Origin of the sequence: Amycolatopsis sp. NPDC058986, from assembly GCF_042741125.1 — a bacterium.
Taxonomy (GTDB): domain Bacteria; phylum Actinomycetota; class Actinomycetes; order Mycobacteriales; family Pseudonocardiaceae; genus Amycolatopsis.
The window spans coordinates 73,611-99,910 of the sequence record NZ_JBHYJW010000027.1; the positions used below are offsets into that span (position 1 = coordinate 73,611).

The window sequence follows — 26,300 nt, forward strand, 5'->3', positions numbered from 1 at the left end:
CAACCCCGGGCCGCGCGGAGCACCGGGGACGGAACGTGGCGGCTGTGCTCACCGAACGCTAGCGCACCCGGGGGCAAGCCTCTGTACGGGCCGTGAGACGTCCGGTTCACCCGATCGGTTCACATGGTCCCGAACGCCGACGGGGCCGGACACCCATTGTGGTGTCCGGCCCCGTCGGTTCGCTGTGTGGAAAGCGGCTTTTGCCCCACTCAGTGGAGGGAGTTGTACAGCTCCCTGGCGAGCACGGCGGTCTCGCTCGGGGTCTTGCCGACCTTGACGCCGGCGGCCTCGAGGGCCTCCTTCTTCGCGGCGGCCGTGCCGGAGGAGCCGGAGACGATGGCGCCGGCGTGGCCCATGGTCTTGCCCTCGGGCGCGGTGAAGCCCGCGACGTAGCCGACGACCGGCTTGGTGACGTTGGCCTTGATGTAGTCGGCCGCACGCTCCTCGGCGTCGCCGCCGATCTCGCCGATCATCACGATGACCTCGGTCTCGGGGTCGTTCTGGAACGCCTCGAGCGCGTCGATGTGCGTGGTGCCGATGACCGGGTCACCGCCGATGCCGACGGCGGTGGAGAAACCGATGTCGCGCAGCTCGTACATCATCTGGTAGGTCAGCGTGCCGGACTTCGACACCAGGCCGATCTTGCCGGCACCGGAGATGTCCGCCGGGATGATGCCCGCGTTGGACTTGCCGGGGCTGATCACGCCGGGGCAGTTCGGCCCGATGATGCGGGTCTTGTTGCCCTTCGCGACCGCGTGCGCCCAGAAGTAGGCCGAGTCGTGCACCGGGATGCCCTCGGTGATGACCACGGCGAGGCCGATCTCGGCGTCGATCGCCTCGATGACCGCGTCCTTGGCGAACTTCGGCGGCACGAAGATGACCGACACGTCGGCGCCGGTCTCCTTGATGGCCTCCTCGACCGTGCCGAACACGGTGAGTTCCTTGCCCTCGATGGTGACCTTCTGGCCGGCCTTGCGGGCGTTCACGCCGCCCACGATGTTGGTGCCGGACTTGATCATCTTGGTCGCGTGCTTGGTGCCCTCGGAGCCGGTGAGGCCCTGCACGATGACCTTGCTGTTCTCGGTGAGGAAGATCGACATGTCACGCACCTGCCGCGGCGAGCTCGGCGGCCTTGTCGGCCGCGTTGTCCATTGTGTCCACCACGGTGACCAGCGGGTGGTTCGCGTCGGCCAGGATCTGGCGACCCTCGACGACGTTGTTGCCGTCCAGGCGGACGACCAGCGGCTTGGTGGCCTCGTCGCCCAGGATCTTCAGCGCCTCGACGATGCCGTTCGCCACCGCGTCGCAGGCGGTGATGCCGCCGAAGACGTTGACGAACACGCTCTTCACGTCGGTGTCGTTGAGGATGACGTCCAGCCCGGCCGCCATCACCTCGGCGGACGCGCCGCCGCCGATGTCGAGGAAGTTGGCGGGCTTGACGCCACCGTGCTTCTCACCCGCGTAGGCCACGACGTCCAAAGTGGACATCACGAGGCCCGCGCCGTTGCCGATGATGCCGACCTCGCCGTCGAGCTTGACGTAGTTGAGGTCCTTGGCCTTGGCCTTGGCTTCGAGGGGGTTCTCGGCCTGCTTGTCGACGAGCTCCTCGTGCGCCGGGTGGCGGAACGAGGCGTTCTCGTCGAGGGTGACCTTGCCGTCTAGGGCGATGATCTTGTCCTGCGGGTCACGGACCAGCGGGTTGACCTCGACCAGGGTGGCGTCCTCGGAGACGAAGGTCTCCCAGAGCTTCACCACGACGTCGGCGGCCTCGTCGATGATCTCGGCCGGGAAGTTTCCGGCCTTCAGGATCTCGAGCGCCTTCGCCTTGTCGACACCGGTGATCGCGTCGACCGGGATCTTCGCGAGCGCCTCGGGGCGCTCGACCGCGAGCTGCTCGATCTCCATGCCGCCCTCGGAGGACGCCATCGCCAGGAACGTGCGGTTCGCCCGGTCCAGCAGGAAGGAGAAGTAGTACTCGGACGAGATGTCCGAGGCTTCGGCCACGAGCACGCGGCGCGTGATGTGGCCCTTGATGTCGAGCCCGAGAATGGCTTCCGCCTTCTCCTTGGCCTCGTCGGGGGTCTGCGCCAGCTTGACGCCACCCGCCTTGCCACGGCCACCGACCTTCACCTGCGCCTTGACGACGACCTGGTTACCGATCTGCTCCGCGGCGGTCTTGGCTTCTTCGGGGGTGCTAGCCACCGAGCCCGGCAGAACCGGTACTCCGTGGGCGGCGAAGAGATCCCTCGCCTGGTATTCGTAGAGGTCCACTACTCCAGTCTCCTGACGACACGCCACTGTGGTGGTCCGCTGCCGGACCGCGCTGTCGGACCAGTCGAGGTTAGCGACCTGCGCAGACGCAGGGGACTCCGCACCTGGTGAAGTCGGTCACCGTGCGCGGTCAGACGGTGCTTGACCGGTGTGAGAACGCACACCGGAGAGCCAGCCGAGGGCTTCCTCGGCGGTTTCGAAGGCCTTCACGCCGCTGTGCGTGACGCCGTCGGGTGCCGCGCCGAGCACGAAAAGGTGCACCTCCGGCAGGCGCCCGGTGAGCGGTTCGAGACCGGCGATGTCGGCGCCTGTGCCCACGACGACGCCGAGCGCGTCAGGGTCCTCTTGTTCGGCGGTGCGGACGATCTGCTCGACCGTGCCGAGCGGACCGGCGTAGACGACCTCCATGCCCTCGTCCCGCAACAAGCGGCCGAGAAGCCCGGCCGCCGCACCGCCGTCGCCGATCTCGGCGAGCAGGACACGCGCCAACGGTCTGCTCATGCGATCGCCCCGCTCCGCGAGACAGCGTTGGATCCTTTTAGGCGCATGACATCCACGATTCGCTCGCAAGCTTCGCTCATGCCTGCCGCCGCGCGCCGCCGAAGGCCATCACCGCTGCCGCGAGCACGGCCACAAGGGCACCGAGGGCGAGCCAGAACCCGGTCGCGGGCCGCGCACCGTCGAGGGCGGAGCCGATGAGCGGGTACTCGGCCGCGTGCACCGCCACCAGCAGCGCCGCGCCGATCAGCCCGGCCGCGGCCGGGCCAGGACGGGACCGCTGCGACAGCGCCAAGGAACCGAGGACCACCACGAGCGCGGTCAGCAGTCCCCAGGACGGCGTATCGAAGTTCGCCCACAGCCCCGGCGGCACGTACCCGGGGGCGGTGAACACCGGCGTACCGAAGGCGGCGATCGCGAGGACCGCCGCCGCGACCACCGGCGTCAGCACCGCGCCACCGGTACGCGGCCCTTCGGCGCCGCTGTCTTCCCGTTCCACCACTCCGGCGGCGACCGCGGCCAGCGCGGTCAGCGGGGCGAGCACCAGCGCGGCGACCGTCCACCCGACCCCGGCGCCGAGGTCGTAGCCGATCACCGTCTGCCCGGCGTCCGCGCCGAACCCGGTGAGGTTGGTCGCGTCGGTGGCGGCGACCGCCGTGCCGAGCACGGCCGTGCCCGCGAGCACGACCGCCGCCCAGGCCACCGCGAGCACCGGCCGGACGGCGCCGGCGGCCGGCGGCGCCAGCATGAGCAGGCCGAGGACGAGGACCAGCACTCCGGCGGCCAGCAGCAGCCAGCGGGCCGGACTCTCCGGCGGCGGACCGGTCAGTACGGCCCCGGCCTTGGTCACCAGCTGCGGCGCGAACGCTCCGATCACCGCCGCGATCGCCGTCAGCACCGCGAGACCACCACACGCGAACCGCCACCAGAAGAGACCCGGCAGCCGCGCTTCCCCGGCCAGATCGCCTTCGGGCTCCCGGCCGTGTTCGGGCACGGTCAGCCGGGTGGCGGCCAGGCCCAGCACGACGACCACCGCGACGACAGCGAGCGCGGGCCCGAAACCGGGATGCAGGTTCGTCACCGCGAGCCCGGACACCACCGCGGGCAGCGCCACCGCGAGCACGGCCACCGACGCACCGATCAGGGTGCCCCTGGCGACGCCGTCGGAGGCCGAGGCGAGGCCGAGCAGCAGCACCAGCGGAAGCGCGCACGCGAGCAGCAGGAACCCGCCCAACCCGGGCCACGGCCCTTCGAACGCCGACCGCGCCAGCAGGTAGACGTCGTCCGATCGGACGGGCGCCATCAGCAGCCCGACCGCCGCGGCCACCGCGAGCAACGGCACCACGAGCCGCCACCGCCGCCGCCCGCTGACAGCCCCGGCGATCTCCGCCCGCTGCCGGGCGGCCCGCGCCGCGGGTACCAGGGCGACCAGGGTGAGCACGTCCCCCGCCAGCAGCAGCCACAGTCCGGGACCCGCGGCCGTCCGGTCCAGCAACCGGGACGGCAGGTACAGCTCCGGCCGGATGGCCAGCGGTCCCGCCGTGAGCAGCTGCAGGTCCAGCAGCAGGCGTCCCGGAGCCAGCGCGGCGAGGCCGACCACCAGGCCTGCCGCCGTGCCGGGCCGTCCGGTGCCACCGCACCACAGGGCCGCCGCGGCCGGGGCCAGGGCCAGCACCACGAGCAACGGCCAGCTGGTGAACCCCGGCGACACGTCGGGCGACACCGGCAGCACCGCCCCCGCCGTCAGTGCGAGCGCACCGGCGACGACCAGGACCAGCGCGACCACCAACGACGGCGAAGGGCGCTGATCCTCGAATTCCGCGCCGAGCCCGGAGCCCGCGGTCAAGCCGCCATCCGTGGCCATCGGCTTCCCCGCCGTGAGACTCCCTGCCCGGGAGCCATCCGAAGCCGAAGTCGCGGGCCGAGGAATCCCACCAGCGGGATTCCCGGTCGCGGGCATCCCGGCCGCGGGGTTCTCGCCGACGACGTCCACCGCGGAATCCGCTTCCCCCGGCTCCCTGTCCTCGGGATCCGTCCTCTCGGAACGGCCGGTACCTGCGGATTCATCAGCGGACGGGAGTTCGGCGGATTCGTCACCGGAAGGCTCGGCCCGGCCGGATACGGGATCCGGCGGCGAGCCCTCCGACGGGGGCCGTGCGCGCGAAGTCATCGTGCGCGACGCTAGCAAGCCGGACGGCGAAGCCCGTGCCAGCGGGGCATTAGCGCCCGTCAACATCGGCACTCAAACGTTTATTCCTCCTCTCCGCCCCACCGAGGCCCGCCGAAGGCCGTTCCAGGCCCCCGGAACCGCCGAATGGCCTCTACAGAGCTGTAACCGACGTCACATCCGGTGAAGTAGGTGGCAGTTAACTTTGGGTAATCCCCACAGCTAGCCGCGGGGCCGGCGCCGCTCGTTCGGCCGACACGGAGGACAGATCTTGCCGACAACGGTCTCCCTTCGTTACTGTCCCCCGGTCCCCATTACAGTCAGGTCACAAAGCAGGACGACGAGCGAACCACCCCCGAGGTTGGCTCACCGGGTTCCCCCGCCCGGGTCCTCAGGTCTGACTCCCCGACGATGGAAGGCCCCGTCTTGGCTTCACACCGCTCCCCCGGCGGCCAAGCTCCTTCCCCGGCACTGCAGGACGCACTGGACGGTGCGGTCGTGCGCGTCCGGGGCTCGCATCGGCTTCCCGCGCCGTCCTCGGCCCTGCGTGGCCGGGTCGTGGTCGCGGCCGTCGCCGCCGGCGCGTTCGCCGCCGCGGCCGCGGGCCAGACCCTGAAGTCCACCAGCGGATCCGACTCCGAGGCGAAGGTGACCCCCCTGGCCAGCAGCCAGGACGCGAGCGCCGCCTTCACCGCGGGAGGTGCCGCCGCGGGGGGCGCGCCCGAACTGCTGCCCACCGGCCACGCCGCCGACGCCTCCGCGGAAGCCGCGAAGCTGGCCGACAGCGAGCAGGTCACCCAAGCCCGTGAAAAGCGCGAGGCCGAGGCCGCCAGGAAGGCCGCCGAGGAAGCCGCGCGGCCCAAGACCTGCGCGCCCGCGCACGGCACCTTCAGCTCCGGCTTCGGCGCCCGGTGGGGCACGAGCCACATGGGCGTCGACATCGCCAACGCGATCGGCACCCCGATCTACGCAGCTTCCGACGGCACCGTGATCGACGCCGGGCCCGCCAGCGGCTTCGGCCTCTGGGTCCGCGTGCAGCTCTCCGACGGCACGATCCACGTCTATGGCCACATGAACAGCTTCTCGGTCTCCGTCGGCCAGAAGGTCAAGTGCGGTCAGCAGATCGCCGAGATCGGCAACCGCGGCCAGAGCACCGGCCCGCACCTGCACTTCGAGGTGTGGCAGAACGGGACGAAGAAGATCGACCCGCGGCCGTGGCTCGCCGAGCGCGGCGTCGAACTCTGATCCGGCGCACTCCGCACCGGCCCGGGGCACCGCTTCCGGCGTGCCCGGCGAAGCTTTCCCCGGGCACGGCGGCCGTACCACCGGCTCGCCGGTTCGCCCTCGGATGACACGTTTCGGCCCCTGATACGGCCGTGGCCCGCCCCGCCGCCGGTCGGCGACACTCGCGGTCGCCCGGGTGCCCCAGGGCCCTTCCGGCGCCTTTCCGGGCGTCCGCCGCCGATCCGGTGGCGCGAAGATCCTGGCGAGCACCGCCTTCAGCACTCCGCCGGGCCGATGTCCCCTTACCTGCCCGTGCGGCATCGTCATCCGCCGTTGAGCGGCGCTACCGCTGCCCGCCCGGCAGCCGCCGGACGAAGTAGCCCACCGCGACCTGCCAGACCGTGCACAGCGACGCCTGCCGCCGGACCGGCCACCAGCCGAACCAGCCGTGGTGCGCTTTCCCGGCCGCCCTCGCCCTGGTGGTCCACCGGCGGCCGCCGCAGGCGACACACCGCCCGTCGCCGCCCAGCTCATGCATGCGCAACAGCGCTCGCCAGGCGGCGGCCAGGCGGCACGCCTCCGCAGGAATCGACCCCGAGCAAGCCGATCCTCGTGGTACGGATTCCACCTGTCCCGGACCCCGATCCGGGGCACATGTCCCCACCACACCCCGCAAGTACTCCTGTACCCCGCCCGCCAGGAGCCCAAACAAAACCGCGTCCACACCCCGTTCTCCCCTCCGGGGCGGCGGACCCTGTCAGCCTACCCCATGTCGTCGAACTCGTGTTCGATGAATTCAGGTATAGCGGAGGGGGACGACGATCCGGGCGGCGGTGACGGCCGAGCCACCGCCCTCAGCGCAAGTCGTCCTCCGGACAGGAGGGCGGAATGCCTTGGGAGAACAGGAAAAGCGCGAGAAGACCCGGCGGGCAGCCCGCCGGGGATGTTCACTCGAACGAGGGGATCAGAGCTTCACCATGGGCACGCTGCCGATCAGCATCAGCCGGACCTTGCCCGACGCGCCGAAATCGATCGTCGCGGTCGCCCTCGGCCCCGTGCCGTCGCAGGAGATGACGGTCCCGAGCCCGTACTTGTCGTGGCTGACCCGGTCGCCGACGTCCAGTTTGAGCGCCACGGTGTCCTTCCAGCCCTTGCCGAACGGGCTCGTGCCCGAAGAACCCGAAGCCCCCGAAGAACCCGAGGACGAGGAGAACCCGCCGCTCCGGCGTCCCCAGGTGGTCGCCGCGCGGGGCCCGGAGGAACCGAAACCGTTGCCCGAGGAGGGTTCCAGCCGCCGCCAGTCGACGAGTTCCGGCGGCACCTCGTCGAGGAACCGCGACGCCGGGTTCGCTTGTGGCTGGCCCCACGCCGAGCGCACCAGCGCGCGGGAGACGTACAGCCGCTGCCGCGCGCGAGTGATCGCGACGTAGGCCAGCCGCCGTTCCTCGGCGAGCTCAGCCGGATCGCCCAGCGCCCGCATGTGCGGGAAGACGCCGTCCTCCCAGCCGGTGCAGAACACCACCGGATATTCGAGGCCCTTCGCGGTGTGGACGGTCATCAGGGTGACCACCCCGGCCCCGCCGTCACCCTCTTCGCCGCCGTCGGCCGCCGGGATGGAGTCCGCGTCCGCCACCAGCGACACGCGTTCCAGGAACGCCGGCAGCGAGCCGGGCGCGGGCGTGCCCTCGGCGTCGGCGACCAGTTCGGCGTTCTCGTCGGAGAGGACCTCCGCGGTGAACTCGGCGAACTCCCTGGCCACCGTGACGAGTTCGGTCAGGTTCTCCACCCGCGACGCGTCCTGCGGATCGTCCGACTCCTCCAGCTCGACGCGGTAGCCGGTCCTGTCCAGCACCGCCTCCAGCACGTCGTGCACCTCCGCGCCGGACGCGACGACCTCGCCGAGTTCGTCCAGCAGCGCCACGAACCCGGTGATCGCCTTGGCGGAGCGGGGATTCAGCAGCGGGACCTTGCCGGCCACCGCGTCCCGCAGCGCGGCCGCGAACGAGATCCGCTCGCGCTCGGCGTGCGTCGCGACGACGGCCTCGGCGCGGTCGCCGATCCCGCGCTTGGGCACGTTGAGGACGCGCCGCAGGCTGACCGTGTCCTCCGGATTGGCCAGCACCCGCAGGTACGCGATCATGTCGCGGACCTCGCGCCGCTCGTAGAAGCGGACGCCGCCGACCACTTTGTACGGCAGCCCGAGCCGGATGAAGATCTCCTCGAAGACCCGGGATTGGTTGTTGGTGCGGTAAAAGACGGCGATGTCGGAGTACTCCGCTTCGCCCTTCTCGGCCAGTGCGTCGATCTCGCCCGCGATGAACGCGGCCTCGTCGTGGTCGTTGTCCGCGACGTAGCCGACGATCTTCGCGCCGTCGCCGGAATCGGTCCACAGCCGCTTCGCGCGCCTGTTGGGGTTACGCGCGATCACCGCGTTCGCCGCGGAAAGGATCGTCTGCGTGGAGCGGTAGTTCTGCTCCAGCAGGACGGTGCGCGCGTTCGGGAAGTCCCGCTCGAACTCCTCGATGTTGCGGATGGTCGCGCCACGGAAGGCGTAGATCGACTGGTCCGCGTCACCGACGACGCACAGCTCGGCCGGTTCGATCCCAGACTCGCTCGGCTCGGTCCCGGCCAGCTCGCGGACCAGCGTGTACTGCGCGTGGTTGGTGTCCTGGTACTCGTCGACCAGCACGTGCCGGAACCGCCGCCGGTAGTACTCGGCGACGGCGGGGAAGGCCTGCAGCATCTCGACCGTGCGCATGATCAGGTCGTCGAAGTCCATCGCGTTGGCCTGGGTGAGCCGCCGCTGGTACTCGCCGTAGACCTCCGCGACGCGCCGCTCCAGGTCGTTGCCCGCGTTGGCGGCCGCCGTCTCGGCGTCGACGAGTTCGTTCTTGAGGTTCGAGATGTGCACGGCCAGCGTCCGCGCGGCGTAGCGCTTGGGGTCGATGTCGAGGTCGCGTGCGACGAGGGTGATCAGCCGCTTCGTGTCGTCGGAGTCGTAGATGGAGAAGTTCGACGACATCTCCAGCGTTTTGGCTTCCCTGCGCAGGATCCGCACGCACATCGAGTGGAACGTCGACACCCACATCGCGTTCGCGCGCCTGCCGACGAGTGTGGCGACACGTTCGCGCATCTCGGCCGCCGCCTTGTTGGTGAACGTGATCGCCATGATCTCGCCCGGATGCACGCGGCGGGCCGCGAGCAGGTAGGCGATCCGGCGGGTCAGCACCCGGGTCTTGCCCGAACCCGCGCCCGCGACGACCAGCAGCGGGCCACCGGCGTGGGTGACCGCTTCGCGTTGTGCCGGGTTGAGATCCTCGAGCAGCTCGGCTGGCCCGTCCGCGACGGGTGCGGGGCTTTCGGCGGGGAGATCGAAGAGGGTGTCCATCGCCTGTCCACGCTACCCCGGGGGCGGGAGCTACCGCGTCAGGCGTAGGCGTGGATGTCGCCTGCCGTCCGACGCGCGCCGCCGTGCCCGCGCGGAGCATCGGGGAGTATGGACGAGAAGAAGATCCCCGCGCGGCTGCGAGCCGCGGACAGCGACCGGGAACGCGTCGCCACCGTCATCCAGGCCGCCGGCGCCGAAGGGCGGCTCGGTCTCGACGAGGTCGAGGAGCGGCTGAGCATGGTCTACGCCGCCCGCTACACCGACGAACTCGGCGAGCTCACCGCCGATCTGCCGGGACCGGAGCCGAAGGCGGAACGCCGGGGCGGGCCACCGCTCACGGGCGCGCTACGGCACCCGGCGTTGCGGGTGCACCTCGCCGCCGTGGTCGCGCTGAGCGTGCTGCTCGTCATCCGCTGGGCGATGTCCGGCGTGCCGTTCTTCTGGCCGCTGGTGCCGATGTTCTGGCTCGTGGCGAGCTTCTTCGCGCATGCGAGGATCCGCGGTTTCCGGCAGCGGCGCCGCGACGCTGTGCCATACTGATCTCGTGCGGCACCACGCGGAGCGATTTTTTTACGGGACCCGGACTCCGGCTCCCGTGATCGCGTAGTGCCCGATACCGCAGTCACCGCCAGCCCCGGAGTCCTCGGACCCGGGGCTTCGCCGTCCCAGGGACGAATGAGGTTCCGGACTTCAGAGAGGTCCCGATGAACGCGCAGACGCAGAACACCGAAGAGCCGACCCCTGCCGACGTCCCCTCGGCGGACGAGATCTCGTCGCTCCGCAAGGAGATCGACTGGCTGGACGCGGAGATCCTGCGGCTGGTCAAACGCCGCGTGGAGGTGTCGAAGACGATCGGCGCGGCCAGGATGGCCGCGGGCGGCACCCGCATCGTCTACAACCGCGAGATGGATGTGCTCGCCCGCTACCGCGAACTGGGCCCGGAGGGCCGTCAGCTGGCGATGGCGCTGCTGAACCTCGGCCGCGGCCGGCTGGGCCGCTGACGCCGCCGGAGGAACTCAGGGTTTTCCCCGAGCCACGCACCGCCCGGCCCGGGCACACTGGTGGTGACCACACATCGGCGACCACGGCCGGGCCGTCCGCTTCGGCGGAGTCACGCGTCTCCCGACCGGCAGACCCCGCGGGGTGCCCCTGCCGCATGCTCGCGCAGGCACACTGGAACGAAACGGGCAAGCGTGACAAAAGGAAGGACATCATGATCAACGTCATCGCCGTCGTCATCGCGATCGCGAGCGTGCTCGCCGCGCTGGGCCATGTGGGTTACCTGGCCCTGCTGAACAACGCCGCGGGTAAGCGCGCCGGTGGTGCGCCGGTCGCCGAGTACGTCCGCGGCCGGTGGGCGATCGCGGGCGGGACCACCGCCGCCTCGCTGTTCGCCTGGCTGCTGACCAGCGGCGGACCGTTCCTCGACATCGTTTCGATCATCGTCGCCGTGGGCAGCGGCGCGGTCGCGACGAAGGCTCTTCAGTCGACCCAGGCGAAGTATCGCAGCGGAGGGTGACCATCGGGAGCAGGTGTTATAGCACTCCGTAGCGTTGGCCACGCCCATTTGGCCGCGCCCGGTCGGGTGAATCATCTGCAACTTGCAGGATCGGCCGAGACTTCGGCGGCCGGTCCTCTTAGGGTGGTCCGCGTGAGGACCCTTGCGTCTGGGTCGGGCGATGCCCGAGAGGCGCGCGGGGGCAGCGGCCCTGCGCGCCTCCTCTCGCATGCGCGTGCATTTGCTCAGGAGTCCGCTCGTGATTCCGCGCGTGAGCGGTGTGCTCCGTTCGGCTTAACCGTGGCCGCACCCGCGTCAGGGCGGACCGCCGGAAGGGTCGGTCCGATATGACCGTCGGGGCGGAACACCCAGGACATGGCAGGGCCGTGAGCGGCGCGCATCCGGGCAGGCACCGGGCGGGCGCGGCGGGTACCTGGACGCCGCCGGTGCCGCCGAGGCAGGGCGGCCACCATCACCGGCGGGCCGCCGAGCCCGTCGACCCGCCGTCGACCGGTTCCCTTCCGCTTCCCCCGCCGCGGACACCCGATCCGGGCCGGGGCTCGACGTCCGGTTTCCTCGGCACGCACGGGAGCCTGCCCCTGCCTCAGCCGCAGCGGCCACCCCGCGAGCGTCCGGCTCCCCCGCCCCTGGCCGCCGAACCGCCTGCCCGCGTCCAGGTCTCGTTCGCGACGCCGGGCCGGGAGCGCGCCGGGCGGCACGAGGAGCAGGCGGCACAGCGCACCCGGGTGAAGCTGACCCCGCCGCCCCCGCGGCCCGCGGTGCCGGAGGAGGACGACGTCCGGGTCTACCTCGCCCCGCCCGCCGACGGACTCGGCACGTTCGACCTCGGTTCGGTGCCCGCCTCGGTCACCCCGCCGAAGACCTGGCGCAAGGCGGCCTGGTTCGCGACCGGCGCGTCCGGCGCCGTCGTGGTCGGCCTGCTGTTCGCCGGGACGCTGCTGGTCGGCAAGCCGGAAACCGAGCAGGCCAGCCAGGGTGGCTGGCCCGGTTACCGCGGCGGCGCCCCGGTCGTCAGCGAAGATCCGTCGGCGCTGACGCCGCCGGGGCAGCACGGCGGCACCGGCGGGCACCCGAGCAGCGGCCGCCCCGAGCGCGCGATCGGCAACACGAGCAACTCGCCGGGCGGGTCCACCTCCGGCACCTCGGACAGTCCGGACGGTTCGGCGACGGATCCGGCGGGGACGCCGTTGACCACCTCGACGTCGAGGCCGGGCAGCCCGTCCGCGCCGTCGACGAGCCGCGCTCCGCAGAAACCGCCGGTCACCCCGGCCGACCGGACCACCACGCCACCGCCCATCTGGTACGCGGCGCCGCAGAACGCGCAGGCCATGGGGGACAACTCGGAGAAGTTCTTCAACACCGTCACCACCAACCCCGGCGAAGCCTCGTCGGTGACCACCGGCGAACTCCACGACGAGGGGCCCCAGCGGCTGTCCGAGCGGTACGCCGACGTCGCCTACTTCGAGGTCAAGAAGGTCTCCATCGACCAGCGGAAGTCGCAGACCGTCAACACCGTCGAGGTCACGCACAAGGACGGCACCAAGACCATCGAGCAGCACACCCTGAAGTTCGGCGACGGGGACAAGATCACCAGCGACAGCCGGTAACCGTTACCTGCAAGTGCAGGCTTCCCGTTCCGATGCACGTGCGGTGCGCCGAACGGTCTCCCCTGGTCCGGGTGGGTGACATAGGCTGCCGTTCGTCGTATCGCGACGGCATCCCGGCGACAGGCTCTGGCAGATGCCGTCCGCGCAGGGTTACCTGACGACAGCGGGGCCGGAACCGATCACAAGTCGGCCATCCGGCCCAGCGGCGGCAGCCGAACGGCCTACCGTCGTCCCCGGACCCCAGAGCGAGGATTTCGTGCTTGATCGGCAGCGCACACGGCGTGAACCGGACGCCGTCCGCGTCGAGGACGTGATACCGGCCGAGATTCTCGGCGATGTCGGCGACGCCGACCGCGCCTATCTCGAGCAGGTGTTCCGCGAGCCGCAGAAGTACCTGCCCCCGCGCAGACAGTCCAGCGCCACGGCCGAGGCAGGCGCCGAGGATTCCGGGGACGAGCCGGAAAACCGCTTCGCCCGCCGCGCCAAGCTGGCCGGGCTCGCCATGGCGGGCGGGCTCGTCGCCACCGCCGTGGTGGTCGCGCCGACGCTCACCGCGGCACACCGTCCGGTCACCGTCACCGAGGCCACCGCGCCCGCCGGGTTCAGCGGTGCCGCCGCCCTCGGTGGCCGCGCCGTCCCGCACCAGCAGCAGCAACACAACGCCGCCGACGGCGGCACCACCGCGGGCCAGCAGGACACGACGGGCCACGGCAAGCAACCCGCGTCCTCGTCCGCGCCGGCACCGGGCCAGTCATCGGTCACGCCGTCGAGCAGCGCGGCGCCCACCAGCTCCGCCACCACCTCCGCACCGAAGACGCCCGGCGACAAGCTGGCCGCGGTGAAGAACTTCTACGCCACGATCGGCCGTGACGCCAACGGTGCCCTCGCGCTGCTCGCCCCGGCACTCGCGGGCGGCGAGCCCGGTGACCTCGTGCGTGCCTGGAGCACCATGGACGCCATCGACGTGCAGGAGAAGGACACCCAGGTGCAACCGGACGGGTCCGTCCTCGCCGTGGTCACCATGCGCCAGCCCGACGGCGGCCTGCTGCGAGTCACCCAGCTGCTCCGGTTCGCCGAGAACACCGCCGCTCTGATCACCGACGCCCGGCTGCTGTCGGCCCAGTACATGTGACCGCGCCGGGCCGCCGGGAGGCGTTCGGGCTGTGCCGAGTGTGTGTGCACAGAGTGAACGCCTAGCCTTGTCACGGGCCGGTCTCGGTGAAACCGGCACACAGCCCACAACATGTGCATACGCTCCGGAGGTGCGACGTGCCCATGGCCACGTCGCCGGGACGGGTGAACCCCCGTCCCGTGAAGTCGGAGCCCCAAAGGGAGGTCGCGTGAGCGACGAGGGTCGCCTGGTCGCCGGCCGGTACCGCATTGTCCAGCGGATCGGTACAGGCGCGATGGGTGCCGTCTGGCAAGCGCACGACGAGGTACTGGGCCGCACAGTGGCGATCAAGCAGCTGCTGCTCCAGCCGGGACTCGAAGCACACGACGCGGAGGACGCCCGGCAGCGCACCATGCGCGAGGGCAGAATCGCGGCGCGGCTGCATCACCCGAACGCGATCTCGGTGTTCGACGTCGTCACCGACGACAACGGCCAGCCCTGCCTGATCATGGAGTACCTCAACTCCACGAGCCTGGCCCAGGTCCTGCAGGAACGCCGCACGCTGCCGCCCATCGAGGTGGCGCGGATCGGCGCGCAGGTGGCCGCGGCGCTGCGCGAGGCGCACGCGGTGGGCATCGTGCACCGCGACATCAAGCCCGGCAACATCCTGCTCGCCGGGAACGGCACGGTGAAGATCACCGACTTCGGGATCTCCCGCGCCAAGGACGACGTCACGGTCACCAAGACCGGGATGATCGCCGGGACACCGGCGTATCTCGCGCCCGAGGTCGCCATCGGCGGCGACCCCGGCCCCGAGTCGGACGTGTTCTCGCTGGGCTCCACGCTGTACGCCGCGTGCGAGGGCCAGCCACCGTTCGGTCTTTCCGAGAACACACTGAGCCTTCTGCACGCGGTCGCCGCCGGGCAGATCAACCCGCCGCGGCAGTCCGGTCCGCTGGCCAGTGTGCTCGCGGTGCTGCTGCACCCCGAGATCGAGCACCGGCCAACCGCCGAGGAGTGCGAAGAGCTGCTCGACGCCGTCGCGCGCGGGGAGACGCCGCTCGGCGGGCCCGCGGACGAGACCGTGCTGTCACCTGCCGCCGGAGTGCTCGGTGGCGCGGCGGTCGGCGCCGCGGCGGGCGCGGTGGGCGCGGCCGCGCTCGCGGGCGAGGACGAGGTCCCGGCCGGGCACTCGGGCACGCTGCTCGACGGCCCGGAGCCGGACGGTCAGTACTACGACGACGAGGACGACTACGCGCCGGCCACCGGATATCCGGAAGACGACTACGACCGGCAGGGCTACTACCCGGACGAGCACTACGACAACGGTCACGGCGCGGGCCCGGACCGCACCGCGCTGATGGCGCCCGGCGCGGCGCCCGCGACCGAGATGATCGACGACCCGTACCACGACTACGACGAGCCCCCGCCACCTCCGGCCCGCGGCCACACGAGCCCCGAAGACGAAGAGGACGACGAGAAGCCCGGCGCGTGGAAGAAGCCCGCGATCATCGGTGGCGTCGTCCTCGTCGCGCTGGTCGGTCTCGGCGTGTGGCTGCTGGGTTCGAACAACCCGGAGACACCCGCCGCGCCCCCGCCGCCGGTGTCCAGCTCCAAGGCTCCGTCGACCTCGGAGTCGGTTCCGTCCACTTCGGACAGCCCGACGACCGCGGAGTCGTCTGCCGCGCCCACGACGAGCGACACCCCGACGCGCCGCACGACTCCGCGCAACACGCAACCCAACAACCCGCAGCCGACAAGGGAAACGACTCCGACTCCGGAGACGACACCGACGAAGTCGTCGCCGAGCAAACCGCCGTCGTCGCCACCTAGCTCGCCGACGACGTCGCCGACTTCCTCCACCACGCCATAACCTGGAGTCGTGGTGAGTTCTGAAGGCAGCATCGTCGGGAGCCGCTATCGGCTGGATCAGCCGATCGGCCGGGGCCGCGCGGGCATCGTCTGGCTCGCGTTCGACACCCGGCTGTTCCGGACCGTCGCGATGAAACGGTTGTACCTGCCCGTCGGACTGCCGCCGGACCGTGCCGAGCAGGCGCGCGCGGCGGCGATGCAGGAGGGCAAGGACGCGGCGCGGATCGAGCACGCCTGCGCGATCAAGGTGTTCGACGTGCTGCCCGACGGCGACGACATCTGGCTGGTGATGGAGTACATCCCCTCGCGCAGCATGTCGACGTTCCTGACCGAGCACGGCACGCTCACCCCGGAGCAGGCGGCGTCGCTCGGCATCCAGCTGGGCAAGGCGCTGACCGCGATCCACGCGGCCGGGATCGTGCACCGCACCCTCGAACCGGGCACGGTGCTGCTGGCCGACGACGGCGGCGTGAAGCTCACCGACATCGGCATCACCGGCGGCGGCCCGACCCCGGCGTACCGCGCACCGGAGGTCACCCGCGGGCTTCCGCCGTCTGCGCCGGCGGACGTGTTCTCGCTCGGGGCGACTCTTTATGCCGCGGTCGAAGGGATGCCGCCGTTCGGCGAGGACGGGCAGTCCTCGGAACGGCCACCGCAGAAGGCGGGCGTGCTCAGCGGCGCGCTGCGCAAGATGCTGCGGGAGGACCCGCTGGTCCGGCCGACCATGGCCGACACCGTCCGTTCGCTGAGCGCGATCACCGAGGGCAAGGAGACGGCGTTCATCCCGCCGACCGCGCCCGCGATGCCGACCGTGCCCGCCTCGTGGCCGGTCACGGCGGGGGCGCAGCTCCCGCAGCAGATGCCGCTCCAGCAGGCACAAGCACCGTTCCCGCAACAACTCCCGCAGCAGCAGCTGCCCCTTCAACAGGCGGCGACGCAGCAGATGCCCGGCCCGGTCGCGACGCAGTACGCGCCACCGCCGGTTCAGCCCGCGCCGCAGGCCGCGCCGTCGGCGTCGCGGGGTTCACTGTCCCCGACGACGCGGAAGTGGCTGCTCACCGTGGCCGCGGTCCTGGTCGCCGTGCTCGTCGGCATCGGCATCGTGGAACTGCTCTTCGTCTAGGCCATCACCTTGCTCGTCGCCTCCCGCATGGCGTCGAGCAGTGTGCGGACGGCCGGTCGGCCGCAGGCGCGTTCGGTGATCGCGGCGTGGATGGAGCGGAACGGGCCGGGGTTGCGGATCTTGCGCGTCACGACGCCGGGATGCGGGGTGCCGAGCCCGAGGTCGGGAATGAGCCCGACCCCCAGACCGGCGGCGACGAAGCCCTGCGCGGTCTGGTAGTCCTCGGACTCCACGACGAAGTTCGGGGAGAAACCCGCCGACGCGCAGGCGTCGAGCAGGATGTTGCGGCAGATGCCGGGAACGCCGTCGATGCCGATCCACGGTTCATCGGCCAGCTCGGTGAGGTCGAGGACGCGCTTGCGGGTCAGCGGATGCGCCTTCGGCAGCACGGCGCGATACGGATCGTCGAGCAGATGCACGAACTCGACGCCCTTGCCCGCCGACCGCTCGTGCGGGGACACCACGATCGCGACGTCGGCGCGGCCCTCCTCCACCTCGGGCAGTGGATCGTCCGGTTCGACAAGCTTGAGGTCGAGCCGGATTCCCGGATGTTCGCGGCGTACGGCGGCGACGGCGGGTGGAACCAGCGACGCGCCGGCGGTCGCGAAGTAACGGATGCCGAGGCTCCCGGTGTGTCCTGCCTTGAGTTCGGTGAGCGCCGCCTCGGCGCGGGCGAGCTCGGCACTCAGCGTCTCGGCGTGTTCGGACAACAGCGAGCCCGCCGGGGTGGGCCGCACGCCGCGGCCGACGCGCATCAGCAGCTCGACCCCGGCCTCACGCTCCAAAGTGGACAGCTGTTGGCTGATCGCGGACGGGGTGTAGCCGAGGTTCCTGGCCGCGGCGGTGATCGACCCGCTGGTGATCACCGCGCGCAGCACCTGCATGCGCCGTACGTCCAGCATGGCTCCGATACTACAGATCTCCTTAACTATCCGTGTAGTGATATTCGCTTGTCCTTACGTCTTTTCGCGGCGAGGCTGGTGGTGATCGTTGAGGAGGACTGGGGTGAGTGAGACCAAAACCCTGCTGCGGATCGCCGCGCTGGCGTTGATGTGGGGGTCGAGTTTCTTCTGGATCAAGCTGGGGCTCGGGGCGTTGTCCCCGGTCCAGCTGGTCCTCGCGCGGCTCGTGCTCGGCGCGGTGGTGCTGCTGGCGCTGTGCCGTCTGTTCGGGAACCGCCTGCCCGCGGACCGCCGGACATGGGGGCATCTGGCGGTGGCCGCGTTCTTCCACAACGCGTTGCCGTTCCTGCTGTTCGCGATCGGCGAGACGACCGTGGACTCCGGGATCACCGGCGTGCTGAACTCGACGACGCCGCTGTGGGTGCTGGTCGTGGCGCCGATGCTCGGCGTGCCGAGCCGGATGACGGCGGTCCGGGTGACCGGGCTGATCGTCGGACTCGCCGGAATCCTGCTGATCTTCGCGCCGTGGCAGGCCTCCGGGCTGCTGAGCTGGGGAGCGCTGGCGTGCCTCGCGGCGGCGGCGAGCTACGGCTTCGCGTTCGTCTACGAAGGCCGCTACCTGTCCGGAACCGGCGTATCGCCGTACGCGCTGTCGGGCGGTCAGATGCTGCTGGCAAGCGGGTTCATGCTGCTGGCGGTGCCGTTCGGCGGGCTCACCCCGATCCACCTGAGCCCGGTGCCGCTGATCGCCGTGCTCGTCCTCGGCGTCGGCTCGACCGGGATCGCGTTCGTCCTGAACTACCAGCTACTGGCCAGTGAGGGCGCGGTCGCGGCGTCGGTCGTCGGCTACCTGCTGCCGGTGGTCTCGGTGCTGCTCGGCGCCGTGTTCCTCCACGAGCCCCTCGAACTCCGGGTGATCGCCGGGATGCTCGTGGTCCTCGGCGGCGTGGCCCTCACCCGCCTCCGGAAGCGGGAGCAGGGGACCTTTACTCCCGCTTCCACCGCCGCCCCGGAAACGGAGCGGCGCCCCCTCGCCACCGCCGCCGACTGACCCCGCCCCATCCCCCACTCCGTCACACCAGCCCCACCCGCCCCAGCCGAGCGCGTTTAGCGGGCTAAACGCGCCCGTTAGGGCGCGTACGCAAGTTCATGGAAAACGGAGTGGGGTGAGGCCGTGGGGGTCGCATCGAGGGACCAGGGGCCTATCGATGCGACCCCCACGGAATGATCAGAGGCGGAGCCGTGGCCAGTTCGCGGTGTCGCGCAGGAGCTGCCGGTCGTGCGTGGCGAGTACGACGGCCGCGCCGGTCGCGGCCAGCGCCTCGGTCAGTTCCTCGACGAGCGACATCGACAGGTGGTTCGTCGGCTCGTCGAGCAACACGACGTGCGGCCGCGACGCGAGCAGCATCGCCAGGTCGAGACGTCGCTGCTGGCCGATCGACAGCTCCGACACCCGACGCCGCGCATCGGCCGCCGGCAGCAGGCCCAGCCGCTCCAGCGACACGACCTCCGCTTCGCGCAGCCGCCCCTCGACGACGAGCTTGTCCACCGCCGCGGCAAAGACGTCCCGCGCGGAACGCCGTGACGACGCGGGCGATTCCTGCGCCAGCAACGCCACCCGCGCGGACCTGGCCCGGCGCACCGTGCCGGACGCGGGAGGGACGCCGCCCGCGAGCACCGACAGCAGCGTCGACTTCCCGGAGCCATTCGCGCCCGTAACGACCAGGCGCTCGCCCGACCGGAGCGACACCGACCGCGGCAGGGTCAACCGGCCGTCGACCGTGACGTCCTCGGCCGCCAGCAACGTCACGCCCGGCATCACCGGAAGCTCGGGAACGTCCAGTCGCAGCGGCGGCTCGGGAACGGCGACGACATGTGCCTCCAGGTCCTCCTGCCGCCGATGCACCGCCCGCACCAGCCCCGGCGCACGGGTCGCCCGGGTGTGCTTGCCGGTTCCCTTCGCCGGACGCCACCCGGTCGACAGCCGGTCCTGCGCCGCCGCGAGGTCCTCGGCCAGCCGTTGCTGTTCGGCCTGCTGATCGCGGTATTCGGCGAGCCAGCGTTCACGTTCGGCACGCCGGCCTTCGCGATAGCCGGCGTAGCCACCGCCGTAGGTGCGCGGACGCCCGTCCCTGGTCGGATCGAGGTCGAGCACCGCAGTGACGACGTCGGTGAGCAACGCCCTGTCGTGGCTCACGAGCACCACCCCACCGGGATGTTCCCGAAGCCGCGCGGTGAGATGCGCGAGGCCGTCGGCGTCCAGATGGTTGGTGGGCTCGTCCAGCAGCAGCAGGTCGTGGCCCGCGCCGAGCAGGCACGCCAGCCGGACGCGGTACCGCTGGCCGACCGACAGCGTCGCCAACGATCGCGACCGGTCGTCGACAGCGCCGAGCGCGGCCAGCGAAACGTCGACACGGCGATCGGCGTCCCACGCGTCCAGCGATTCCGCCGCCGCGAGAGCATCGGCGTAGCGCTGTTCCGCGCCAGGGCGTTCCTCGACGAGTGCCTCGGTCGCCGCGTCGAGTTCCTGCACGGCGAAACGGGCGTCGGCCAGTTCGAGATCGATCAGGTCACCGACCGTGCGGTCGTCCGCGACGGGCATTTCCTGATCCGCGACCCCGAACGTGCCGACCAGCTGCACCGAACCGCTGTCCGGCGCCAGCGCACCCGACAACACTTGCAGCAGCGTGGTTTTCCCGCGTCCGTTCTCCCCTGCCACGCCCAGCCGGACACCGGGAGAAACCGTCAGGTCGACACCGGCCAGAACCGGTTTACCGCCGCGCGCGACATGGAGATCCGACGCGGTGAGATGCGCCCGATGGCGCGCGGGCACGACTAAAGAGCGAGTCATTACTTCCTCCTGTACCGAATACCCGCGCGCTACCACCGGAGAAATCCGGGAGCGGACGACGGTATTCGTGTAGTCCGAAATGGACAGTGGTCACCGAGGACAAGGACGAGCCTTGCCGGGCGCCATCAGAGGAAGTAGAAGTACATCACGCCGCGACGTTAACGGAGCCGGGAAAGGCTCCGCAAACGCTTTTCGTGTGTCGGCCGCTACACCAGGCGGCGGTCGGAAGCCCAGCGGGAAAGCTCGTAACGGTTGGACAGCTGGGTTTTGCGCAGCACGCTCGACACGTGGGTCTCGACCGTCTTCACCGAAATGAACAGCTCGGAGGCGATCTCCTTGTAGGCGTACCCGCGCGCGAGCAGGCGCAGGACGTCGCGCTCGCGCGGGGTCAGCAGGTCCAGTTCCGGGTCGTTGATCGGCGCGGAACCCGGCCGGTCCGCGAAGGCGTCGAGCACGAACCCGGCCAGCCGCGGCGAGAACACGGCGTCGCCGTCGGCGACGCGCACCACCGCGCGCACCAGTTCCTTCGACGAGATCGTCTTGGTGACGTAGCCGCGCGCGCCGGCGCGGATGACCGCGATGACGTCCTCGGCCGCGTCGGACACCGAGAGCGCGAGGAACACGACGTCCGGCAGGTCCGGGCGCACGCGGCGCAGCACTTCGGCGCCGCCGCCGTCGGGCATGTGCACGTCGAGCAGGACGACCTGCGGTTTGGTCCGTGCGATCCCGGCGACCGCCTCGCCGACCGAGCCCGCCTCGCCGACCACCCTGACCTCGTCGGTGATGGCGTCGAGTTCGGTGCGCACCCCAGCGCGGAACAGCGCGTGATCGTCGACGAGGAAGACCTTCACCGGCTCCCTCGCCTGCTGGTTCTCCGTCACGTTGCTCCCCTCATCGGCCGCCTCATCGAGCATAGCGGTCTCAGGCGGCACCCTTGCCCGCCTTCACCGGCATGGCGAGCTGGACCTCGGTGCCCTCCCCCGGCGCGGTGCGCAGCTTGCACGTCCCGCCGTGCCTGCTCATCCGCCCGCGAATCGAATCGGCGAGCCCGTGCCGGTCGGCCGGGACGACGTCCGGATCGAAGCCCTTGCCGCGGTCGCGCACGAAGACGGTGACCTCCGTCGGCTCGACCTCCGCGTAGACGCTGACCTCTTCGACGCCGGCGTGCTTGGCGGCGTTCACGATCGCCTCGCGGGCCGCCTGCACGAGCGCGGTCAGTGATTCGTTCAGCTCGGCCTCGCCGACGACGACCTGGCCGACCGAGATCGCGAAGGTGTCCTCGACCTCCCCGCACGCGGTGGCCAGTGCCTCCGACAACGACCCGGCGGTGACCTCGGCGTCGTCCTTCTTCCCGCTTTCGGCGCTCTTGCCGTAGCCGGACGGACCGTAGAGCCAGCCACGCAGCTCCCGTTCCTGGCCCCGCGCCAGCCGCGCCACCTCGCGCGGGGACTCGGCCTGCTTCTGGATCAGCGCGAGCGTCTGCAGCACCGAGTCGTGCAGGTGCGCGGCGATCTCGGCGCGTTCGTCGGTGCGGATACGGGCCTTGCGCTCGTCGCTGAGGTCACGGACAAGGCGGAGCCAGAACGGCACGGTCAGCACCGCGACCCCGATGAGCGTCGCGAGTACCGCGACCAGCGCGAACTGGACCTGATCGAAACTGCCGGATCGCAGGATGACCACGCCGATGCCGGTCATCACCAGTGCGACGCCCGCGACGACGCGGATGACCGCCTTCCAGCCGCCTCCACCGAGGAACGCCCCGGCGACGCTGTCCTTCGCGCCGGTGCGCCAGCGGCGCCGCTGCGATTCGTCGGCCTCCCGCCAGACGACCGCGGCACCGATCATCGCGACCGCGAGCGGAACCGCGACCCAGCCGCTGATGAACCCGGTGAGCGTGCCGCTCGCGACGGCGAGGCCGACGCCGAGCGCGACCAGGCCGAACGCCTGCTGCCGTTCCTTGCCGGTGGGCTGCGGCTGCTCGGCGTCCTCGGCGCGTTGCTGGACGAACACCCACAGCAGGCCGTAGGCCAGCAGCCCGGCGCCGTTGACCGCGGCGAGCAGCGCGAACGCGGTGCGGACCCAGACGACCTGCACGCCGAGGTGATCCGCGAGCCCGCCCGCCACACCCGCGATGGCCCGGCCGGACCGGCGCCGGAACATCTTCGGCGGCCCGGCGGGCGCGACGGGCACGACGGGTGCCGCGGCTTGCGACGTCACCTGCTCGGCGGTGTCGTGGTCGTGGGAATCCTGCACGCCGTCCATGGTCACACGCCGCGACGTCGTGATCCATCAGGGAAACCCCTGACCCCCGGACTCTGGGGAAACCTCAGGGTCCATCCCGGATGTCCGCGGCGCGCGCGTGCCGCATGCTTTCGGGTATGAGTGGTGCGAGCGAGTCGCGGTCCTCGAAGCCGCAGCTGGTGAACGACTTCGAGGAGACCGTGAAGGACTTCTGGGCGAGCAGGCCGCGGCGGCCGTTCGCCGGGCGGAAGTTCGCGGGGGTGGCGGCGGGACTGGGGAACCGCTACGGCATCGACCCGGTCGTGGTGCGCGTGGCGCTGGTGGTCGCGACCGTCTTCGGCGGCTTCGGCATCGCGTTCTACATCCTCGGCTGGCTGTTCTTCCCCGGCGAGGGCGACGAGGTCTCCGGGTTCGAGGCGTTGATCGGGCGAGGCCGCTCGGCGGTGTCGCCCGCGTTCGCGGTCCTGCTGTGCCTGGCCCTGCTCCCGTCCGCGATCACGGCCTTCGGCGGCAGCTGGTTCGACGGCGGCGGCCTGATCGGCTTCGCGCTGACCGCGGCGGCGCTGTACCTGCTGCACCGCAGCCGTGGCCAGTTCAACCGGCCCGAGCCGGTGACACCGCGGGTGAAGCACGGCGCGGCCTCCTTCACCACCACGGGCGCTTCGGGGACTGCTGGGACTGCTGGGTCTTCTCTGGGGAACGGAGCTTTCACGATGACCGACACGACGACCGCGCCGTCGCCGTCGCCCACGGGTTTCGACCCGCTGGCGGCCGACCCGGCGGGCTGGGACCTGCCGGAGGCCACGCCGCCGCCGGCACCACCGCGACCGGGGCCGCCGCCAGGGGCGGCCGCTCCGCGCGGACGCCGGTCCAAGATCGGCTCGGCGACGTTCGGCCTCGCGATCGTCGTCGCGGGTGCCGGGGTCGCGCTGAACCTGGACGGCAACAGCTGGTTCACGCTGCCGCACATCATCGGCCTGGTGCTCGCCGTGGTCGGGATCGGCATGGTGGCGGGGGCGTTCGTCCGCGGCGGACGCGGGCTGGTCGGCCTCGCGGTACCGCTCGCGATCGTCGGTATGGTGCTGACGACCGTGCCGTTCAACAACTTCTCGCTGCGCGGGGGCGTCGGCGACATCAACGCGACGCCGAGGAACCTCGCCGAGCTGAAGCCGGTCTACGAGCACTCGGCGGGGAACATCCACCTCGACCTGACGCAGCTGCCGGCAGGTGAGCCGCTCACGACGACGATCACCAACGGCGCCGGCGACACCAAGGTGGTCGTGCCCGCGACGGCGGATGTGACGGTCTCGTGCAAGACCAACGCGGGCCAGGTCGACTGCCTCAACCACGAGACCTCCGGGGTCGGGCAGAGCGCGACGGACGTGACGGACAACGGCACCGACGGCCCCGGCGGACAGAAGATCACCCTGACCGTGACGAACACCGTGGGCAACGTGGAGGTGCGCCGTGGCTGAGGACAACCCGTACGCCTACGACGAAGGCTCGACCGAGACTCCGGCCCAGCCGGCACGACGTGGCGTCGACGCGTTCACCCTGATCGTCGGGATCGCGACGCTGCTGGTGTCCGGGTACGTGCTCTCGGACGGCGCGACCTGGCTGCCCCGGTTCGACTTCCGCTGGATGATCGCCGGAGCGGCGGTGTTCGTCGGGGTGCTCCTGCTCGGCGCGTCCTTCCGCAAACGCCGGCACTGACCTTCCCGCGCACAGACCACTTCTCACACGGAGGCCCCGGGCACCCCTCTCCCGGGGCCTCCCCCTTGTGCCCGGCCCGAAGCGCAGTTAGCGGGCTAAACGCGGTCCTTAGCGTGCCTAAACGCCGCGTTTAGCCCGCTAAACGCGCTCGGCTGGGGCGTGTGGGGCTGATGTGACGGTTCGGAGGGCGCGCGGAGGCGCCCCGGGGAGAGCCCGGGGTGTCAGGCGGGGAGGGAGTGGGTCACTCCCACTCGATGGTGCCCGGCGGCTTGCTCGTGACGTCGAGGACCACGCGGTTGACCTCGGCCACCTCGTTGGTGATCCGGGTCGACACGCGCTCCAGGACCTCGTACGGCAACCGCGTCCAGTCGGCGGTCATCGCGTCCTCGGACGACACCGGCCGCAGCACGATCGGGTGACCGTAGGTCCGGCCGTCGCCCTGGACGCCGACACTGCGGACGTCGGCGAGCAGGACCACCGGGCACTGCCAGATGCTCCGGTCGAGCCCGGCGGCGGTCAGCTCCTCGCGGGCGATCGCGTCCGCGGCGCGCAGCGTCTCCAGCCGCTCGGCGGTCACCTCGCCGATGATCCGGATGCCGAGACCCGGTCCGGGGAACGGCTGGCGCTGCACGATCGTCTCCGGCAGGCCCAGTTCGAGGCCGACCCGGCGGACCTCGTCCTTGAACAGCAGCCGCAGCGGTTCGACCAGCTCGAACTGCAGGTCGTCGGGCAGTCCGCCGACGTTGTGGTGGCTCTTGATGTTCGCGGCACCCTCGCCACCGCCGGACTCGACGACGTCGGGGTAGAGGGTTCCCTGCACCAGGAAGCGGTAGTCGCCCTGGGCCTTGAGGTCACGCTCGGCCTGCTCGAACACGCGGATGAACTCGCGGCCGATGATCTTGCGCTTCTCCTCGGGATCGGTGACCCCGGCCAGCGCGTCGAGGAAGCGCTCACGCGCGTCGACGGTCACCAGGTTGACCCCGGTGGCGGCGACGAAATCACGCTCGACCTGGGTGCGCTCACCGGCGCGCAGCAAGCCGTGATCGACGAACACGCAGGTCAGCCTGTCGCCGATGGCGCGCTGGACGAGCGCGGCGGCGACGGCGGAGTCGACGCCGCCGGACAGCGCGCAGATCGCCCGGCCCTCGCCGATCTGCGCGGCGACACGCGCGACCTGTTCGTCCACGATCGACGCCGTCGTCCACTGTGGACGGACACCGGCGATATCGTGCAGGAAGCGGCGCAGCACCTCCTGGCCGTGCGGCGAGTGCGCGACCTCGGGGTGGTACTGGACTCCGGCGAAGCGGCGTTCGACGTCCTCGAACCCGGCGACCGCGGCGCCCTCGGAGGAAGCGGTGACGACCGCGCCCTCGGGAGCCTTGGTGACGCTGTCGTTGTGGCTCATCCAGGCGGTCTGCTGACTGGGCAACCCGGCGTGCAGGACCCCGCCGTCGCCCTGGACGCGGACCTCGGTGCGGCCGAACTCGCGGACGCCGGTGGGCTCGACGGTGCCGCCGAGTGCGCGGGCGAGCACCTGGTGGCCGTAGCAGATGCCGAGGATCGGGACCCCTGCCTCGACCAGCGCGGCGTCCATGTTCGGCGCGTGCTCCGCGTACACGCTCGCCGGGCCGCCGGACAGGATGATCGCGGACGGGTTCTTCGCCAGGATCTCGGCGGCCGTCGCGGTGTGCGGCACGACCTCGGAGTAGACCTGCGCCTCGCGCACCCGCCGGGCGATCAGCTGCGCGTACTGCGCCCCGAAGTCCACGACGAGAACCGGACCGGTGGGACTGGGCACCTACGACCTCCTGGC

At 71.2% G+C, this 26,300-nt stretch carries 22 protein-coding genes; 11 read left to right on the plus strand and 11 right to left on the minus strand.

Translation table 11 applies throughout. From position 1 onward, the window contains the following. Positions 1-209: 209 nt before the first annotated feature. The 4 genes from sucD to ACFW0G_RS23735 form a co-directional block, all read right to left on the minus strand. Positions 210-1,100, minus strand: a complete 891-nt coding sequence (gene sucD / locus ACFW0G_RS23720; RefSeq protein ID WP_378327552.1) for a succinate--CoA ligase subunit alpha — start codon at positions 1,098-1,100, stop codon at positions 210-212. A 1-nt stretch (position 1,101) separates the two neighbouring features. Next, a complete protein-coding gene (sucC, locus tag ACFW0G_RS23725) occupies positions 1,102-2,271 on the minus strand; it encodes an ADP-forming succinate--CoA ligase subunit beta (RefSeq protein WP_378327553.1) in 1,170 nt (389 codons plus the stop codon). 117 nt (positions 2,272-2,388) lie between these two features. Next, positions 2,389-2,772: a hypothetical protein gene (locus ACFW0G_RS23730; RefSeq protein ID WP_378327554.1), complete on the minus strand. Its 384-nt coding sequence runs from the start codon at positions 2,770-2,772 to the stop codon at positions 2,389-2,391. A gap of 76 nt (positions 2,773-2,848) precedes the next feature. Then, positions 2,849-4,633 carry a hypothetical protein gene (locus ACFW0G_RS23735; RefSeq protein ID WP_378327555.1) on the minus strand — a complete coding sequence of 595 codons (1,785 nt, stop codon included), beginning with the start codon at positions 4,631-4,633 and terminating at the stop codon, positions 2,849-2,851. An 861-nt stretch (positions 4,634-5,494) separates the two neighbouring features. Between ACFW0G_RS23735 and ACFW0G_RS23740 the strand changes: the two genes are divergently transcribed. Then, positions 5,495-6,181, plus strand: a complete 687-nt coding sequence (locus ACFW0G_RS23740) for a M23 family metallopeptidase (protein WP_378327592.1) — start codon at positions 5,495-5,497, stop codon at positions 6,179-6,181. 322 nt (positions 6,182-6,503) lie between these two features. Here ACFW0G_RS23740 and ACFW0G_RS23745 read toward each other — a convergent pair whose 3' ends face one another. Both ACFW0G_RS23745 and pcrA read right to left on the minus strand, forming a co-directional pair. Then, positions 6,504-6,698 (minus strand): hypothetical protein, encoded by a 195-nt coding sequence (locus ACFW0G_RS23745; RefSeq protein WP_378327556.1) that lies wholly within the window; start codon positions 6,696-6,698, stop codon positions 6,504-6,506. A gap of 426 nt (positions 6,699-7,124) precedes the next feature. Further along, the gene (gene pcrA, locus ACFW0G_RS23750; protein WP_378327557.1) at positions 7,125-9,548 is read right to left on the minus strand and encodes a DNA helicase PcrA; all 2,424 of its coding nucleotides are present in this window, start codon (positions 9,546-9,548) and stop codon (positions 7,125-7,127) included. A 108-nt stretch (positions 9,549-9,656) separates the two neighbouring features. Between pcrA and ACFW0G_RS23755 the strand changes: the two genes are divergently transcribed. The 7 genes from ACFW0G_RS23755 to ACFW0G_RS23785 all read left to right on the plus strand — a co-directional run bounded on the left by ACFW0G_RS23755 (position 9,657) and on the right by ACFW0G_RS23785 (position 16,780). Then, complete coding sequence (locus ACFW0G_RS23755; protein WP_378327558.1) at positions 9,657-10,088, plus strand: DUF1707 domain-containing protein; 432 nt, start codon at positions 9,657-9,659, stop codon at positions 10,086-10,088. Positions 10,089-10,252: 164 nt separating this feature from the next. Continuing rightward, the gene (locus tag ACFW0G_RS23760) at positions 10,253-10,549 is read left to right on the plus strand and encodes a chorismate mutase (RefSeq protein ID WP_378327559.1); all 297 of its coding nucleotides are present in this window, start codon (positions 10,253-10,255) and stop codon (positions 10,547-10,549) included. Positions 10,550-10,761: 212 nt separating this feature from the next. Further along, a complete protein-coding gene (locus ACFW0G_RS23765) occupies positions 10,762-11,067 on the plus strand; it encodes a hypothetical protein (RefSeq protein WP_378327560.1) in 306 nt (101 codons plus the stop codon). Positions 11,068-11,393: 326 nt separating this feature from the next. Then, the gene (locus tag ACFW0G_RS23770) at positions 11,394-12,674 is read left to right on the plus strand and encodes a hypothetical protein (protein WP_378327561.1); all 1,281 of its coding nucleotides are present in this window, start codon (positions 11,394-11,396) and stop codon (positions 12,672-12,674) included. Between the two features lie 256 nt (positions 12,675-12,930). After that, on the plus strand, positions 12,931-13,806 hold the full coding sequence (locus ACFW0G_RS23775) for a hypothetical protein (RefSeq protein ID WP_378327562.1): 876 nt from the start codon (positions 12,931-12,933) through the stop codon (positions 13,804-13,806). 208 nt (positions 13,807-14,014) lie between these two features. Beyond that, positions 14,015-15,658: a serine/threonine-protein kinase gene (locus ACFW0G_RS23780; protein ID WP_378327563.1), complete on the plus strand. Its 1,644-nt coding sequence runs from the start codon at positions 14,015-14,017 to the stop codon at positions 15,656-15,658. A gap of 12 nt (positions 15,659-15,670) precedes the next feature. Then, positions 15,671-16,780, plus strand: a complete 1,110-nt coding sequence (locus ACFW0G_RS23785; protein ID WP_378327593.1) for a serine/threonine-protein kinase — start codon at positions 15,671-15,673, stop codon at positions 16,778-16,780. Here the strand turns inward: ACFW0G_RS23785 and ACFW0G_RS23790 are convergent. After that, the gene (locus ACFW0G_RS23790) at positions 16,777-17,682 is read right to left on the minus strand and encodes a LysR family transcriptional regulator (protein WP_378327564.1); all 906 of its coding nucleotides are present in this window, start codon (positions 17,680-17,682) and stop codon (positions 16,777-16,779) included. The genes ACFW0G_RS23785 and ACFW0G_RS23790 overlap by 4 nt on opposite strands. 103 nt (positions 17,683-17,785) lie before the next feature. Here ACFW0G_RS23790 and ACFW0G_RS23795 point away from each other — a divergent pair, with 103 nt between their 5' ends. Further along, positions 17,786-18,733, plus strand: coding sequence for a DMT family transporter (locus ACFW0G_RS23795; protein ID WP_378327565.1), 948 nt, complete (start codon positions 17,786-17,788; stop codon positions 18,731-18,733). 177 nt (positions 18,734-18,910) lie between these two features. Here the strand turns inward: ACFW0G_RS23795 and ACFW0G_RS23800 are convergent, their stop codons facing one another. The 3 genes from ACFW0G_RS23800 to ACFW0G_RS23810 all read right to left on the minus strand — a co-directional run bounded on the left by ACFW0G_RS23800 (position 18,911) and on the right by ACFW0G_RS23810 (position 22,801). Then, entirely contained in the window at positions 18,911-20,533 is a 1,623-nt protein-coding gene (locus ACFW0G_RS23800) for an ABC-F family ATP-binding cassette domain-containing protein (RefSeq protein WP_378327566.1), read from the minus strand. A gap of 206 nt (positions 20,534-20,739) precedes the next feature. Beyond that, entirely contained in the window at positions 20,740-21,447 is a 708-nt protein-coding gene (locus ACFW0G_RS23805; RefSeq protein ID WP_378327567.1) for a response regulator, read from the minus strand. A gap of 7 nt (positions 21,448-21,454) precedes the next feature. Next, complete coding sequence (locus tag ACFW0G_RS23810) at positions 21,455-22,801, minus strand: PspC domain-containing protein (RefSeq protein ID WP_378327568.1); 1,347 nt, start codon at positions 22,799-22,801, stop codon at positions 21,455-21,457. Positions 22,802-22,911: 110 nt separating this feature from the next. Between ACFW0G_RS23810 and ACFW0G_RS23815 the strand changes: the two genes are divergently transcribed. Together ACFW0G_RS23815 and ACFW0G_RS23820 are read left to right on the plus strand one after the other, a co-directional pair. Beyond that, complete coding sequence (locus ACFW0G_RS23815; protein WP_378327569.1) at positions 22,912-24,249, plus strand: PspC domain-containing protein; 1,338 nt, start codon at positions 22,912-22,914, stop codon at positions 24,247-24,249. Further along, entirely contained in the window at positions 24,242-24,487 is a 246-nt protein-coding gene (locus ACFW0G_RS23820; protein WP_378327570.1) for a hypothetical protein, read from the plus strand. Before ACFW0G_RS23815 ends, ACFW0G_RS23820 begins: the two co-directional genes overlap by 8 nt. Positions 24,488-24,728: 241 nt before the next feature. Here the strand turns inward: ACFW0G_RS23820 and guaA are convergent, their stop codons facing one another. After that, on the minus strand, positions 24,729-26,285 hold the full coding sequence (gene guaA, locus ACFW0G_RS23825) for a glutamine-hydrolyzing GMP synthase (protein ID WP_378327571.1): 1,557 nt from the start codon (positions 26,283-26,285) through the stop codon (positions 24,729-24,731). Positions 26,286-26,300 lie beyond the last annotated feature (15 nt).